The sequence below is a fragment of the Streptomyces sp. NPDC046887 genome (genome assembly GCF_040644755.1).
Lineage (GTDB): Bacteria > Actinomycetota > Actinomycetes > Streptomycetales > Streptomycetaceae > Streptomyces > Streptomyces lichenis.
The window spans coordinates 102,877-118,419 of the sequence record NZ_JBEYXH010000008.1; the positions used below are offsets into that span (position 1 = coordinate 102,877).

Below are 15,543 nucleotides of genomic sequence, written 5' to 3' on the forward strand. Positions count from 1 at the left end.
GCGGAAGGGGCGGCTCCGGAAACGGGGCCGCCCCTTCCGCGTACGGCCTCCGCGTACCGCCCCTTCCGCGTACGGTCGGCTCCGGAGGCGCGGGGCCCGCGTACGGCCCCGTATGCCCTGCCGAGGTTGGCTCCCCGGGCGTTCGTTCGAACGATCCGGATGGGGAGGACTGGCTGTCAGCCGTCCCGGATAGGCTGATGGGATGACGCGAGCCGAGCAGCCAACGGTCTTGAGCCCCACCTCAGACTCCGACGCCGCACTTGCCGCGGACTCCCGCGAGCGCGCCGTACGGGCCCTGTTGCGCACCCCGCCGATCCGGCGGTTGTGGAGCGCGCAGCTCGTCGGCGGCATCGGCGACGCCCTCGCCATGCTCGTCCTGGTCCTGCTGGCGCTCCAGGCGACCGGTGCCGCGGGCACCTTCGGCGGCGGCTACCGGGGCGCCGCCTTCGCCGTGGCGGCGGTCTTCGGGGCCCGGGTGGTCGCCACCGTGCTGTTCGGCGCGGTGCTGCTCGGTCCGCTGACGACCTTCACCGCGCCCGGCGGACCGCTGGACCGGCGCTGGACCATGATCGGCGCGGACGGACTGCGCGTGGCGCTGCTGATCATCGCCCCGCTGTGGACCGACTGGGTCGGTGACACCGCGATGGTCTACCTCCTGGCCACCGTCTTCGTCGCCGGAGCCGCCGAGCGGGTGTGGACGGTCGCCCGGGAGAGCGCCGCGCCCGCACTGCTGCCCGCCCCGCCGCTGGAGGGCGCCGCGGTGCGCCCACTGCCCGACCATCTGGACGCCCTGCGCCGGCTGTCGCTGCGCACCGGCTTCGCGGTGGTGCCCGCCGCGGCCCTCGCCCTGCTGCTCGCCACCCTGATCGGCAATCTGCTGGGCACCGGCGTCGAGTGGTTCACCAGCCACCAGGCGGCCCTGGGCTCGTATGTGGCGGCCGGGCTCTTCGCGGCCTCGGTCTCCGTCCTCTACTTCCTCCAGCTGCCCGGCATCCAGACGCCCCGGCCGCGCTCCCCGCTGGAGGGGCTGCGCCGCCCGTCGTCGGGCGGCGGCGCCGACCGCGGGCGCACCGGGGCCATACCCCTGCTCGTCCTGGCCTGCGGCGCGGTGGCCGGCGCCATCGCCGCCGCGGCGGCCGTCGCCGCGCTGCACGGCGGCGACCTCGGCGGCGGCCCGGTCGCCTACGCCTTGCTGGTGCTCGCCCTGACCGGCGGTACGGGGCTGGGCATCCGCCGCGCCCCCGAGATCGTCCCGGCGCTGTCCCGCCGCCGGCTGCTGGCCCTGGCGCTCGCCGCCACCGGGGTGGCGCTGCTGGCCATGGGCCTGGTGCCGGACCTGGCGACGGTGCTGTTCCTGGCGCTGGCCGCCGGGTTCGCGGCCGGGGTGGCCGCCAACACCGGGCACACCCTGCTGGACCAGGAGGCCGAGGACTTCCGCCGGCCGCGGCTGACCGAGCACCTCCAGGCGGTGGTCCGGGTGGCCGTCGCCCTCGGCGCGATCGCCGCCCCGCTGCTGGCCGCCGCGATCGGGCCGCACCGGCTGGCCAACGGCGACTTCGTCTTCGCTCACGGCGGGGCCGGGTTCACCCTGATGCTGGTCGGCGCGCTGCTGCTGCCGCTGGCGGCGCTCCTGCTGGCCAAGACCGACGACCGTTCCGGCGTACCGCTGCGGCACGACCTGCGGGACGCCCTGCGCGGCGCCGACCCGGTCCAGGCCACGGCCACGACCGGCTTCTTCATCGCCCTGGAGGGCGGCGACGGAGCGGGCAAGTCCACCCAGGTCGAGGCGCTGGCCGAGTGGATCCGGGGCAAGGGCCACGAGGTGGTGGTCACCCGCGAGCCGGGCGCCACGCCCATCGGCAAGCGGCTCCGCTCGATCCTGCTGGACGTCTCCTCCGCCGGCCTCTCGCACCGCGCCGAGGCCCTGCTGTACGCCGCCGACCGCGCCGAGCACGTGGACTCGCTGGTCCGCCCGGCCCTGGAGCGCGGCGCGATCGTCATCTCCGACCGGTACATCGACTCCTCCGTCGCCTACCAGGGCGCCGGCCGCGATCTGTCGCCGACCGAGATCGCCCGCATCTCCCGCTGGGCCACCGGCGGCCTGGTCCCGCACCTCACCGTCCTGCTGGACGTCTCCCCGGAGACGGCCCGCGAGCGGTTCACCGAGGCGCCGGACCGGCTGGAGTCCGAGCCGGCCGAGTTCCACCGCCGGGTGCGCTCCGGCTTCCTGACCCTGGCCGCCGCCGACCCCGGCCGCTATCTGGTGGTGGACGCCGGCCAGGAGCCGGAGTCCGTCACCACCGTGGTCCGCCACCGGCTGGACCGGATGCTTCCGCTCTCCGAGGCCGAGAAGGAGGCCATCGCGGAGGCCCGGCGCAAGGCGGAGGAGGAAGCCCGCCGCAAGGCCGAGGAGGAGGCCGCCCGCAAGGCCGAGGAGGAGCGGCTGGAGCGGGAGCGCCAGGAGCAGCTGGCGAAGCTGCGCGCCGAGGAGGAGGAGCGCAAGCGCCGCGAGGAGGAAGAGGCCCGCCGCCGTGAGGCCGAGCGCAAGCGGCGCGAGGAGGAAGAGGCCCGTCAGCGCGCCGAGGCCGAGGCCGCCCGCCAGGCGGAGGAGGCCCGCCGGCTCGCCGAGGAGGAGCGCCGCCGGCTGGAGGCCGAGGCGAAGGCCCGGCTGGAGGAGCAGGAGCGGCTGCGCGCCCTCAAGGAGGAGCAGGAGCGGCTGCGGGCTGAGGCCGAGGAGCGCCGCCTGGAGAAGCAGCGCAAGGCCGAGGAGGCGCTGCTCCGCGCCGAGGAGGCCCGCCGCGAGGCGGAGGCGGAGGCCCGCCGCCGGGAGGCCGAGGCGGAGGCCCGCCGCCGGGAGGCCGAGGAGGCCGAGGCCCGGGCGGCGGAGGAGGAGCGGCGCCGCCGCGAGGCGGAGGAGGCCGAGGCGTCCGCCGCCGAGCTGACGGTGCCCACGCCGGTCGTCCGGCCGAACGAGGTCACCCAGGAGGTGCCGGTCCCCCCGTACAGCCTCCGCAAGGACGAGGAAGACGCCATCCCGCCCGCCGGCGAGCAGCGCGCCGACGACGACACGACCCTCCTGCGCCCCATCCGCGACACCGACACCCCCACCGCCTCCCGCTCCGACGACGACACGGCGATCCTCCGCCCGGTCCGTGACGAGGAGACCGGTCGCGGCGCCGTGGACGAGACCGCCAAGCTGCCGCGGGTACGCGACGAGCGGGGCCGCTGGGCCACCAGGGGCGCGGACGCCCGGGACGTGGACGAGACCGCGGTGCTGCCCCCGGTCACCGAGGACGCGGCTCCGGTACGCCGTGAGGAGCCGCGCCGCCGACCGGGCGGGGAGCCGTCCGGCGGCGACCCGGCCGACCGGGTCCCCCAGGACTTCTTCCGCAAGGACCCGCCCCCCGGCACCGGAGGCCCGGGTTCCGCCCGCAAGGGCACCCGCGGCGCGTCGGGCACCTCCGCCCGACCCTCCAGCGGTACGAGCACCGGTGGCCGTCCGGGCTCCCCCGACCCCGCCGGCAACGAGCGCACCCGGGAGCTTCCCCAGCTGGACGAGCAGGGGCGGCCGCGGCGGCGCTCGGACTGGGCCGAGGAGACCCCGCTGGACGACCTTCCGACCCTCGCCGACGAGCTGCTCGGCCCCCACGACGAGGACGAGGAGAAGGGCCAAGGCGGCCGCGCCCACTGAGCCCGGACCTCCTCCGCTCACCCGCCCGATCCCGGCCGTCCCCCGCTGTCAGACCCCTCCCGCACAATGGAAGCCGCCATCCACCACCATTCCGCGAGGCGGTGACCCATGACCGTGTGGGACGACCTGATCGGCCAGGACCACGTCCGGGCCCAGCTCGGCGCTGCCGCGCGCGACGCCGACGCGCTCGTCACCGCCGAGTCCCGGGGCGAGGAGCCGCCCGAGGCATCGAAGATGACGCACGCCTGGCTGTTCACCGGGCCGCCGGGCGCCGGGCGGACCACTGCCGCCCGGGCGTTCGCCGCGGCGCTGCAGTGCGTCAGCCCCGACCGGGCGCTCGGCGGGGAGCCGGGCTGCGGCTTCTGCGAGGGCTGCCACACGGCGGTGGTCGGCACCCATGCCGATGTCAGCACGGTGGCGGCGGTCGGCTCGCAGATCCTGGTCGACGCCATGCGGGACACCGTCCGCAAGTCGTTCACCTCACCCGCCAACGGGCGCTGGCAGATCATCCTGGTCGAGGACGCCGAGCGGCTGAACGAGAAGTCGGCCAACGCGGTGCTGAAGGCGGTGGAGGAGCCGGCCCCCCGTACGGTCTGGCTCCTCTGCGCCCCGTCCATCGAGGACGTACTGCCGACGATCCGATCCCGCTGCCGGGCGCTCACCCTGCGCACGCCGTCCATGGACGCGGTCGCGGACATGCTGGTCCGGCGGGACGGGGTGGAGCCGGAGGCGGCGCACTTCGCGGCCCGGGCCACCCAGGGCCACATCGGCCGGGCCCGCAAGCTGGCCACCGACGAGCGGGCCCGCGCCCGCCGGGCCACCGTGCTGAAGCTGCCGCTCCGGGTGGCGGACGTCGGGGCGGCGCTCAGGGCGGCCCAGGAGCTGGTCGACGCGGCGGCCGAGGACGCCCAGCAGGCCGCCGAGGAGGTCGACGCCAAGGAGACCGAGGAGCTGAAGGCGGCCCTCGGCGCGGCCCAGGGCGGCCGGATGCCGCGCGGTACGGCCGGCGTGATGAAGGAGCTGGAGGAGAAGCAGAAGCGCCGCAAGGCCCGTACCCAGCGCGACAGCCTCGACCTCGCGCTCAGCGACCTGACCGGCTTCTACCGCGACGTGCTCACCCTCCAATTCGGTTCCCACGGCGCCCTCGCCAATGTCGACCTCCACGACGCCATCGACCGGACCGCCCGGGACTCCGCCCCCGAGCAGACCCTCCGCCGGATCGAGGCCATTCTCGCCTGCCGGGACGCCCTCGACCGGAACGTGGCCCCGCTGCTCGCGGTGGAGGCGATGACCATGGCCCTGCGCGCCGGCTGACCAGCGTCGCCTCCAGCCGGACCCGGGCGCCCGGGTCCCCACCGGACTACTCACCCCATCACTCATCCCATCACTCATCCCATCAACGGACAATCACCCCACCACTCACCCGAACGAGTACGAAGAGGAACAAACCGACAAGACGCGGATACGCTCCGGGGATGGACCCCAGGCGTCTCCTCCAGCCGTCCGCCGTCGCGCTCGCGACCCTCGGACTCCTCGTCTCCGGATGCACGGACGGAGGGGCGTCCTCCATGGCGTCCGCCGCCGCGTCCGGCTCCTCCGCGTCGTCGCCCTCGGCAAAGGAGATGAAGCCCTACTACGGCCAGCGGCTCTCCTGGCGGGCCTGCGGAGTGCCCGGCTTCGAGTGCGCCACCCTGCGGGCGCCGCTCGACTACGCCGAGCCGGGCGGCGAGCAGATCAAACTGGCGGTCTCCAGAGTCAAGGCCACCGGCCCCGGCAAGCGGCTCGGCTCGCTGCTGGTCAACCCCGGCGGGCCGGGCGGATCGGCGGTCGGCTACCTCCAGCAGTACGCGGGGATCGGCTACCCCGCCCCGGTGCGGGCCCGCTACGACATGGTGGCCGTCGACCCCCGCGGGGTGGCCCGCAGCGAGCCGGTGCAGTGCCTCACCGGGCCGCAGATGGACACGTACACCCAGGTCGACCAGACCCCGGACGACTCCCGCGAGACCGACCGCCTCACCACCGCCTTCAAGGACTTCGCCGCAGGCTGCAAGACCCGCTCCGCCCGCGTCCTCCCCCATGTCTCCACCGTCGAGACCGCCCGGGACATGGACATCCTGCGCGGTGTCCTCGGCGACCGTCGGCTGAACTACGTGGGCGCCTCCTACGGCACCTTCCTCGGCGCGACCTACGCCGAGCTGTTCCCCGACCGGGCGGGCCGGCTCGTCCTCGACGGTGCCATGGACCCCTCACTCCCCACCGCCGAGCTCAACCGCGACCAGACCGCCGGCTTCGAGACCGCCTTCCAGGCCTTCGCCGCGGACTGCGTCGCCCGCCCCGACTGCCCCCTCGGCACCGGCACGCCCGCCCAGGCCGCCACCCGCCTCAAGAGCTTCTTCGCCGAACTCGACCGCCGCCCCGTCGCCACCGGCGAGGCCCGCCCGCTCGGCGAGGCCCTCGCCACCACCGGTGTGCTGGCCGCCATGTACGACGAGGGCGCCTGGCCCCAGCTCCGCGACGCCCTCGGCCAGGCCATGCGCGGCGACGGCGCCGCCCTCCTCGGCCTCGCCGACTCCTACTACGAGCGCGACGCGGACGGCTCCTACTCCAACCTGATGTACGCCAACGCCGCCGTGAACTGCCTCGACCAGCCCCCCGCGTACCGCACCACCGAGGCCGTCACCAAGGCCGCGCCCTCCTTCGAGAAGGCCTCCCCGGTCTTCGGCAAGGGCCTGGCCTGGGCCTCACTGAGCTGCGCCTACTGGCCGGTCAAGGCCACCGGCTCCCCCCACCGCATCACCGCCGAGGGCGCACCCCCGATCGTCGTGGTCGGCACCACCCGCGACCCCGCGACCCCCTACAAGTGGGCCCGCTCCCTCGCCTCCCAGCTCTCCTCCGGCACCCTTCTCACCTACGACGGCGACGGCCACACCGCCTACGGCCGCGGCAGCGACTGCATCGACACAGCGATCAACACCTACCTCCTCGACGGCACCGCCCCCACCTCCGGCAAGCGCTGCACCTGACCCACCTCACCGCCCGGCCACCCCGTCCGGAGGGCGTACGGACCACCCTCCGGACGTGTGTAAACTTGGCCAGGCTGCTGCGCCGCAACGCGGTCCGCGCGGCATGCCGCCTTAGCTCAGTTGGCCAGAGCAACGCACTCGTAATGCGTAGGTCTCGGGTTCGAATCCCGAAGGCGGCTCAGATTAACCCCAGGTCAGGTTTCTGACCTGGGGTTTCTTGTATTCGTGAGTCTTGAAAACCGGGCCAATCGGTCACCTGCGACCTACGCATTTCAATGCGTAGGTCGCAGGTGACGCTTTCTCGACCCTGCGGACGAAGTGGCCTCTGGCCTGCTGTTTCTCTGTCTAGGACAGTTGGTCGGGTCGTGCAGTGGGTCGCGGTGGACAACCGGCGGACAGGCGCGCTTGGCGCTCCGCCAAGGTCTACCGCTGCCGTCCTGATGATGGTGAAGTGCGTCTCTCCTCCGCTGGGGAATCGGCGGCGTCGAGACTGGCCAGTTCTCACAAGCCTCAAGAGCTGGCCTACCCCGGAGGCGGTTATGCAGCGAGAGACGGTTGCGATACCCGCGGCGAGCTGGGCGTAGGAGTCACAGCACCGTAGATGAACGAGAGTGAGCCATGTCCGACGTGCGGCGGCAAAGTGTCGCCACTGCGTCCCGATCTCCTGCAGCCTCACGTTCAGTCGTGCTCTTGGTGGACACGGTGATCTCGGTTGAGAGCCTGTCTACCAGGCGTTTCGTCCTTATACAGAACTGTCCAACTCTGGGCCCGCCAGGCCAGCTTGGAAACGGCTCACTGTTTGGGGCGGTTCAGTGTCCCCTCTGCATGTGTTCCGACAGCCGGTGGATTTGTTTATCTAGGTTACGTACCTGGGTCGAGTCGCTACCGAAGGCGGCGGTCAGAAGTGGGCGAACGGCTTCGAGTTCCGCAAGAGCTTCGTCTAGGTGTTCCGAGGCGGCGAGCATCTGGGCGATGACGAAGCGCGACTCGCGGATTTGGTCTGCCGTATCGCGGCTCGCTGAGGCGTCGGCGTTCTGCACGTAGAAGCGGAGTTGGGGCAGCGACTTATCCGGTTTGTCGACCTCCGCATACGCGTGGCCTGCGTGGTAGGCGCAGTCAAGGACGTATGAGTCGGTCGAGGTCAGATGCTTGCGGTAGGCACGACCGACGACCTCGAAAAGTGTGGCGGCACGGGTGTACTCGCCGGCGTAGAAAAGTGCGGCGGCGAGGAAGTGCCGCAGGCGCAGGTCCAGGAACGGATCGTGGGCGGCGCGGGCGACACCGTCCTCGAGCAGCCGGATGGCCTCGGAGGGATGATCGTTGTCCAGCAGCACCCTCACGTTCGCCTGCAGTTCCTCGGCCTCGGCGTCGCTGAGCTTTCCTCGGCTCGTGGGCTGCTCCCGCTGCCTGGCCGGGGCGAGGAGGGGGCGACGGAATGGACGCGTCGGATCCTGATTCTCGTCGCCGCCTGTAGGGGAATCGCTCGGAGTCGATGCTAGGGGCAGCAGCGCCTCGTAGACCGCCTCCGCGGGGGGCCTCTCACGTGGTTCCTTCGCGAGCATTGACGACAGGAGCGCGCTAAGAGCACCTGGTATGTCGGCCCGTCGGCTCTGGACGGAGGGGGCGGGTGTCTGCAGGTGATGGGCCCGCAGCGGCATGCTGTCGGTCCCATGAAAGGGCACGTCGCCAGTGAGCAGCTCGTAGAGCAAGCAGCCGAGCGAGTAGATGTCCGAGGCGAAGGTCACCGCCTTGCCGAGACACTGCTCAGGCGACATGTAGGGCGGGGTCCCGACGGTCTTGTCGATCTGAGTCAGACGTGGCAGCGCGCCGGCGCCGCGCAGGATGGCAATGCCGAAGTCTAGGACCTTGACCAGGCCGCCGTTGACGAGGATCACGTTGGAGGGCTTGATGTCGCGGTGAACGATGTCAACTCGGTGGACATCGGCCAGTACTGCTGCAATCTGGGCCGCGATTGACGCTGCCCATGCCACGTTCGGCGCTGCGGTGTCGTAATCCGTTCGGTCGAGTACCGATTCCAGTGTCGAGCCGCGCAACAACTGCATGACGAGCCACAGCTGCGCGCTGCCATCCGGGACGGTTTCAACCCCTGTGTCGTAGACCGCTGGGATCCCGGGATGCTCCAGCTGCGCCGTGGTGCGGATCTCGCGTAGGAACCGCTTACGGTCGCGTTCCAGACCGTCAAGGATCTCTGCTGCTTCTGGACTGTCCGGCGAAGCCGGGATCGCAGCCGGCGACGACGGGCGGAGCACCTTGATGGCGACGCGCCGGTCCAGCCGTTCGTCATAGCCGTGGAAGACCTCGCTCATGCCCCCGCGGCCGATCGAACCGTCCACGCGGTAGCGTCCTGCGAGCAGAGGTCTTTCGGCTGGCTGCTCTGTACCGTCCGTCATGCCCCACTCCTGCCACTGAGTTCGGAGCTTACGGCTCAGCCTGCCCCGCTGCCTGTCTGTTACAGCGATTACTACTCGATCGCCCGGCCTCCGGTTTCACGACGCATCTCACTGCGAAGTTTCGCGAGGGCTTCATCCCGTGCCGGTTCGGTGATGATCCGGTAGGCGCGCTTGCGCGCCGCTTCCTTGATCGCCTTTTGGAACTCGTTGTTGTCGAAGTACAACTTCATGAAGTCGGTGTTGCGTTCGGCGTTCTCCGCGACGATGTCGTCGAGGCGGTCATCGGCGACCTGTCCGAAGCGGGCCTCGTCGTTCATGAGCGCGATCTGCTGCATCGAGGTGTCCTCGACCAGGCCGACGACCTGCTGGTAGACAAGAATCTGATCAGAGGTGCTTAGGTCGAGTCCGAAACGTTCGTTGAGCTGCTCGATGACCTCGGAGAGGGGCTTCACCTCAGGTTCCCGATAGCCCCCGCCGTCGGAGGCGTGCCCCCGGACGTCGCGATCGCCAACGGTGGAGAGTGATACGTTGTGCCGTCCGGTGAACTCCAGGCGGAAGTGGCTCAGGTCGGCGTCACCTATGTCGACCGACGTGGAAGGGCGTCCCGGCAGGCGGATGAGCAGGATCCTGCCGTACTGGTACAGGCGTTCCAGATCCCGGTCGCCCCAGTCGACGATCTGGGCGATGAGGCTGTAGGCGCGTACGTAGTCCTGCAGCGCCCCCCGGAAGCCTTCGCGTTCGTTGTCTGTTTCCAGGGCGTTGAAACGGTCCAAGGCGGGCTTGAGGTATTCGTGGAGTTCGGCGTGGAGCCTGCGCTCGGCGGCGTCCGGCATTCGGCCGGGGCCTGCTGCGGACAATACGCGGATGAAGGCTTCCATCTCCGATGCGGCGAGGAGGCCGTACCCCATCACCTCGTGCTGCTTGGTGTAAAGGAGGTTCGGGTCACTCGGCTCGGTGATGGTCGTCTCGAACCAGTCCTCAAAGGCGGCCTGGATGTCGGCGGCCTCGTTGACGAAGTCGAGGATATGCACGTCATCCTGCGACTTGAGCGGTTGGATGCGGTTGAGCCGGGACAGTGTCTGCACGGCCGCGACACCGGTCAGCGGCTTGTCGACGTACATTGCGCACAACAGCGGCTGGTCGAAGCCGGTCTGGTACTTCTCTGCGACGACCAGAAGCCGGTACTCCTCCCGCGCGCGCGCGACTGCCTGCGGATCGTCCGCCTTGGTGTAGCCGAACCTGTCCGGCAACTGTCCCTCGGGGAAGCCGTTGAGTTGGGCCTCCGTGAACTCAAGGCCGGCGTCGTCCTTGAGCTGCCCGGAGAACGCGACGAGAGCGCCGCAGTCCTTGTACCCGCGCAGGGTGACGTATGCGCGGATCGCCTGGTATAGGTCGAGTGCGTGCTGACGGCTGCTGGTGACGACCATCGCCTTGGCCCGGCCACCGAGCCGCCCGGTGATGTTCTCCCGGAAATCGTCGACGATCAGTCGCGCCTTCTGTTCCAGGGACTTTGGGTGCTGCTCTGCGTAGCGGACGAGTTTGGCCGTGGCTTTCCTCTCGTCGACATCAGGATTCGAGATGGCCGACTCGGCCTGCTCGACGGCGGCGTTACGCAGGCGCCACTTTGTGTTGTATGTGATGTAGTTGGCGAGCACGTCGAGGATATAGCCCTCGTCGATCGCCTGTCGCATCGAGTAGATGTGGAACGGCACGTACATGCCCTGCTCGCCGGTGCGCTGATTCACGCGGTCCGGGTCGAAGGTGCCGAAAAGCTTGAGGGTGGGCGACTTCGGGGTGGCGGTGAAGGCGAAGTAGGACAGGTTTGGCTGCTTGCCGCGTACCCGTGTCATGTACTCCACGGGGTCCTCGTTCTCCTCGCGAGCGGGAACATTGGAACCGAGCGCCTGCTTGATTCTGATCGCCGATTCGCTGCCCTGTGAGGAGTGAGCCTCATCGATGAGGACTGCGTAGCGCTTGCCGGACAGGCCCATGTCGGCGATCTTCTTCAGCACGAACGGATACATCTGCAGAGTACTGATGACGATCTTCGACGTGGAGTCGTCCAGGGAGCTGGCGAGTTGAGTCGAGTCCTCGTCGATCTTCTTGACCACACCGGGGGTGTGGTCGAACTGGAAGATGGTCTTCTGGAGTTGCCGGTCGAGGACCACCCGGTCGGTGATCACGATGATCTTGTCGAAGACCGGTTGATTGGCGGCGTCGAAGAGGGTGGAAAGGCGGTGCGCCAGCCACGCGATCGTGTTCGACTTGCCGGAGCCGGCCGAGTGTTGGATCAGGTAGTTGTGCCCGGCCCCGTACTCCCGTGCGTGGGTGACCATCTTCTGGACGGCGTCCCACTGGTGGTAGCGCGGGAAGATGCGGGGCGAGGTATGCGGGTTTTCCTTCGCGCCCTTCTTGTCCGGGGCTTTGACATGAATGAAGCGGTGCAGGATCTCCAGCCAGGTGTCGCGCTGCCAGATCTGTTCCCACAGGTAGGCGACGCTGTACGAGCCGGGGGCGGCGGCCGGGTTTCCGGCTCCGCCGGACACGCCGGGGCCGTTGGAGCCTAGGTTGAACGGCAGGAACTGCGTATCGGCACCGCGCAGCCGCGTGGTGATGAAGGCGCGGTCGGGGTCGACCGCAAAGTGAACCAGGGCCCGCTTGGCGAAGAACAGGTCGTTCGGGTCGCGGTCACGGCGGTACTGCGCGACGGCGTGGTCGGCGTTCTGGTGGGTGTTCGGGTTCTTCAACTCGACGGTGGCGACCGGCAGTCCGTTGACGAAGAGCGCCATGTCGAGGGTTCGGCGGGGGTGGCGGCTGCTGTAGTGCAGTTGCCGCGCGACTGTCAGAACGTTCGCGTTGTACTCGGCGAGTGCGTCCACGGCCAGGGTGTGGCCGGGACGGAAGTACACCAGGTCGATCTGCACGCCCCGGTCGCGTACGCCCTGACGCAGGACATCCAAGACGCCGCGTGCGTCGATTTCGGCGGCGACGCGCTCCGCGAACTGGCGCTGGGCGGCGTCCCTATCGCCGTAAAAGCCGACGAGCCGCTCCCAGGTATTCCCCTGCGTGGCACCGATGAAGCGATACATTTCGCCGGTGTCGATACCGAGCTCGACGTTGAATGTGCCTTGAGCCCGGCACCAGCCGCGCGCGAGGAGCTCGGCTTCGACGTTGGCCTCGAAGGCGTCTTCGGAGTTGGCTCCACGGCTACTCATGCGACGCCTCCGAAGGTGGCCGAGTGGCGGACAGCGCTGACGTCGAACTCGCCGGCGACAGCGGCGGTGACGAGGGCCTGACGACGCTCGGCGAGTACGGAGAGTTGACTCTCCAGCAATTGCTGTGCTGCTTGCGTGGCACGTTGCTGTGATTGGAGTTCATCCACGATGTGACCTTGCTTTGCCAGCGGTACGTCTGGCAGAGGCAAGTTGGTGACTGTCGCGGTGGGTAGATTGTTTGCCATGCCGTCGGCACCTGAGATGCCGAGTTTGATTTCCTCGCGAACACGATATGTTCTGAGCATTAGTGCAACGAAGTTGGAGTTCATCCGCGTGCGATCCATGCGCAGTCGATAGATTTTGTCGCACAGTAGCAAATTAGGAGGCGATCCTTCGGGGAGGACTCCGATGCTGCCGATCAATTCGACCGACCCGCTAGCCCGAGACATTAGGAGGTCCCCAACTCGAAGTCGATATCGAAAATCGGGGGAAATCGATGCCGGCAACGTTTTGTGTTGCTTCTCGTCAAATGTTCCACCGTTAACGCATCCTGCCTTAACAACCCCCCACTCGCCTTCTTCTGTGAGGCGATCCTCACACTGAGGTGACCATCCTTGCTCGATCTTCTGTAGAACGTGGCGAACTTTTACCGTTCCATGCTTATCCTCCAGTTCGCTGGCAGTCCGAGAGAGAGCGTTCAACATTCGGTCCCCGATTGACTCCAGTTGGGAAGTTTTAAGCTCAATCAAATGGTCGATCCGGGCCGTCTCGACGTCGAGGAAGTCAGTGATACGGAACTGCTCGTCCAGCGGGGGGAGGTCGATTTTGAGATGAGTAACATCTTCTGGCGCTACTCGCTGGTGGCTACGCGTCACCGATTGGACCTGGGCGTTAAGGGCTTGGCGAGTGGACTCCGCTTGGAGCATGTACGCGAGAAATTTAGAGTCGATGCCTGAATTTGCTTGCAGGGCAACGAATTCAGTAGAGGAAACCACTGGAAAGTCATGTCTCGCTACGTGGACAACCCTGCTCTTGCGTGGATTCAGCTTACTGATTAGCACCTCGCCGCCGCGAAGTTGAAACTTTGCAGACTGAATGGACGCTGTTTCCTCGATCTGGCCAGCTCCGTGCTGATCGATTGCAGGGATGCTGTAGTGCACGACGTGGTCGCCAAGGATGGACGGATCGATCACCTCGCGTCGGACTGTAGCCAGAGACCAAAGTGGACGCTTCTTCCAGGCGTTATTCATCCCGTCACCTCGCCCAAGAGCTTCTGGATCTGTGCCTCAAGCTCGCGCAGTTCTGCATCGATCTCCACAAGTGGCCTCGGCGGTGTGTATACGTAGAAGTGTCGTGTGAAGGGGATCTCGTAGCCGACCTTCGTCTTCTCTTGATCGATCCAGGCGTCAGGGGCATGCGGGGTGACTTCACGGGCGAAGTACTCCTCGATGTCCTCGTCGAGGGGAATGTTCTCGTAATCGCGCAGGTCCGGGTCCGGGAGGGTCGTTTCGATGCCGGCCTTCTTGGTCTTCTGGACCTCACCTTCGGGATCGGAGACGGAGACCGCACTCCAGACGCCCTTGAGGAGCGCCGCCGTGGCTGGCCACTGTGCGCCATCGGCCGCGATAGCCGAGTGCATGGCATCTCGCGCCTCCTGCTTGGTCCACCACACTGAGCCGGTCAGCCCACGCAGCGCCTCGACCATCGCTTCGCGGCCCTCCCACTTGGCCAGGGCCTTCACGTTCTCCAGTACGGAGAGGGTGTCATCCGTGATCTCGAAGCGCAGCTTCAGGGGGCGCTCGACGGAGATGCGGTGGTAGCCGAAGTCACGAGTCCTGAAGACCTTGATCTTGGCCTGGTCCGGGTGGTTCTCGTCCACCCCGCCGTTAAGGGCGTCGACATACAGCTCGGTGATGTGCTTGATCTGCTCGTCGTTAATCCGTTTGCGCTTGTCGCCGAAGGACTTGGGCATCTTCTCCCACTGATCACGGGCGTCGAGCAGCGCCACCCTGCCGCGCAGCTTCTCCGCCTTACGGTTGGAGAGGATCCAGAAGTAGGTGGAGATACCGGTGTTGTAGAAAAGCTGGTCCGGGAGGGCCACGATGCCCTCAAGCCAGTCGTTCTCCAGAATCCACTGCCGGATCTTAGATTCGCCGGACTCGGCCGCTCCCGTGAAGAGCGGCGAGCCGTTGAAGACGATGCCCAGGCGGGTCCCCTTGCCCTCGACGGGTTCCATCTTCGAGAGCAAGTGTTGGAGGAAGAGGAATGATCCGTCGTTGATGCGCGGTGTACCTGCACCGAAGCGGCCCGCGTGGCCGATCTCGGTCTCGGCCTCGACCTCGTCCTTGACCTTCTTCCACTCGACGCCGAACGGCGGGTTGGCCAGCATGTAGTCGAACTTCTGGTCCGGGTAGCCGTCGTCGCTGAAGGAGTTCCCGAAGTAGATGCGGCCGGGCTGGTTGCGCATGAGCATGTCTGCCTGGCAGATGGCCCAGGATTCCGCGTTGAGTTCCTGCCCGAAGAGGTAGACCTTGGTCTTCGGGTTGATCGACTTGATGTGGTCTTCGGCCGCAGTGAGCATGCCGCCGGTGCCGCAGGCCGGGTCGAGGATGTTGATGACCTGACCCTCGCCGGCGATGGTCTCGGCGTCCGGGGCGATGAGTAGGTTGACCATCAGCTTGATGACTTCGCGCGGAGTGAAATGCTCACCAGCGGTCTCGTTGGAGTCTTCGGCGAACTTGCGGATCAAGTGCTCGAAGACGTAGCCCATGTCGTGGTTAGAGAGCTTGTCGAGGTCGCGCATCGTGTTGAACTTGCCGACGACCTTGTACAGGATCTTTGCGCCCGCGAGCCTGGTGATTTCGTTGTCCAGGTCAAAGCGGGACAGGATCTTCCGAACGTTCGGGGAGAAGCCGTTGATGTAGTCACGGAGGTTCTTCGCGACGTTCGGGGCGTCCGAGGCGATCGAGGCGAAGTCCTGATCGGAGGTGTTGTAGAAGGGCAGCTTGGCCGCGAGCTCAAGTAGCCGGTCCTTGTTCTGGACCTCTAGCGACGCGTTGCGGGCTCGCACCGTGTCGCGGGTTGGCGCCATCACCGCGTCGAGGCGACGCAGCAACGTGAACGGCAGGATCACCTGCCCGTACTCATGGCGCTTGTAGTCGCCGCGCAGCAAGTCGGCGACCGACCAGATGTCGTTCGCCATC

7 protein-coding genes and 1 tRNA gene are annotated in these 15,543 nt (G+C 68.0%); 4 read left to right on the forward strand and 4 right to left on the reverse strand.

Features of this window, described 5'->3' with window-relative positions:
• Positions 1–202: 202 nt before the first annotated feature.
• The 4 genes from tmk (at position 203) to ABZ945_RS11030 (ending at position 6,893) form a co-directional block, all read left to right on the forward strand.
• A complete protein-coding gene (gene tmk / locus ABZ945_RS11015) occupies positions 203–3,691 on the forward strand; it encodes a dTMP kinase (RefSeq protein ID WP_361266927.1) in 3,489 nt (1,162 codons plus the stop codon).
• Positions 3,692–3,799: 108 nt separating this feature from the next.
• A complete protein-coding gene (locus tag ABZ945_RS11020; protein ID WP_361266929.1) occupies positions 3,800–5,005 on the forward strand; it encodes a DNA polymerase III subunit delta' in 1,206 nt (401 codons plus the stop codon).
• 161 nt (positions 5,006–5,166) lie between these two features.
• Positions 5,167–6,714, forward strand: a complete 1,548-nt coding sequence (locus ABZ945_RS11025; protein WP_361266931.1) for an alpha/beta hydrolase — start codon at positions 5,167–5,169, stop codon at positions 6,712–6,714.
• 105 nt (positions 6,715–6,819) lie between these two features.
• Positions 6,820–6,893, forward strand: a tRNA-Thr gene (locus ABZ945_RS11030).
• A gap of 630 nt (positions 6,894–7,523) precedes the next feature.
• Here ABZ945_RS11030 and ABZ945_RS11035 read toward each other — a convergent pair.
• The 4 genes from ABZ945_RS11035 to ABZ945_RS11050 all read right to left on the reverse strand — a co-directional run bounded on the left by ABZ945_RS11035 (position 7,524) and on the right by ABZ945_RS11050 (position 15,542).
• Entirely contained in the window at positions 7,524–9,125 is a 1,602-nt protein-coding gene (locus tag ABZ945_RS11035) for a serine/threonine-protein kinase (protein WP_361266933.1), read from the reverse strand.
• Between the two features lie 71 nt (positions 9,126–9,196).
• Positions 9,197–12,340, reverse strand: a complete 3,144-nt coding sequence (locus ABZ945_RS11040) for a DEAD/DEAH box helicase family protein (RefSeq protein ID WP_361266935.1) — start codon at positions 12,338–12,340, stop codon at positions 9,197–9,199.
• The gene (locus ABZ945_RS11045) at positions 12,337–13,533 is read right to left on the reverse strand and encodes a restriction endonuclease subunit S (RefSeq protein ID WP_361266937.1); all 1,197 of its coding nucleotides are present in this window, start codon (positions 13,531–13,533) and stop codon (positions 12,337–12,339) included. The genes ABZ945_RS11040 and ABZ945_RS11045 overlap by 4 nt, the downstream gene beginning before the upstream one ends.
• Positions 13,534–13,586: 53 nt before the next feature.
• On the reverse strand, positions 13,587–15,542 hold the full coding sequence (locus ABZ945_RS11050; RefSeq protein WP_361266939.1) for a class I SAM-dependent DNA methyltransferase: 1,956 nt from the start codon (positions 15,540–15,542) through the stop codon (positions 13,587–13,589).
• Between the last annotated feature and the right edge of the window lies 1 nt (position 15,543).

Coding starts and splice junctions, on each gene's coding strand:
- tmk (WP_361266927.1), top strand. CDS start 203: ATGACGCGAGCCGAGCAGCCAACGGTCTTGAGCCCCACCTCAGACTCC.
- ABZ945_RS11020 (WP_361266929.1), top strand. CDS start 3,800: ATGACCGTGTGGGACGACCTGATCGGCCAGGACCACGTCCGGGCCCAG.
- ABZ945_RS11025 (WP_361266931.1), top strand. CDS start 5,167: ATGGACCCCAGGCGTCTCCTCCAGCCGTCCGCCGTCGCGCTCGCGACC.
- ABZ945_RS11035 (WP_361266933.1), bottom strand. CDS start 9,125: ATGACGGACGGTACAGAGCAGCCAGCCGAAAGACCTCTGCTCGCAGGA.
- ABZ945_RS11040 (WP_361266935.1), bottom strand. CDS start 12,340: ATGAGTAGCCGTGGAGCCAACTCCGAAGACGCCTTCGAGGCCAACGTC.
- ABZ945_RS11050 (WP_361266939.1), bottom strand. CDS start 15,542: ATGGCGAACGACATCTGGTCGGTCGCCGACTTGCTGCGCGGCGACTAC.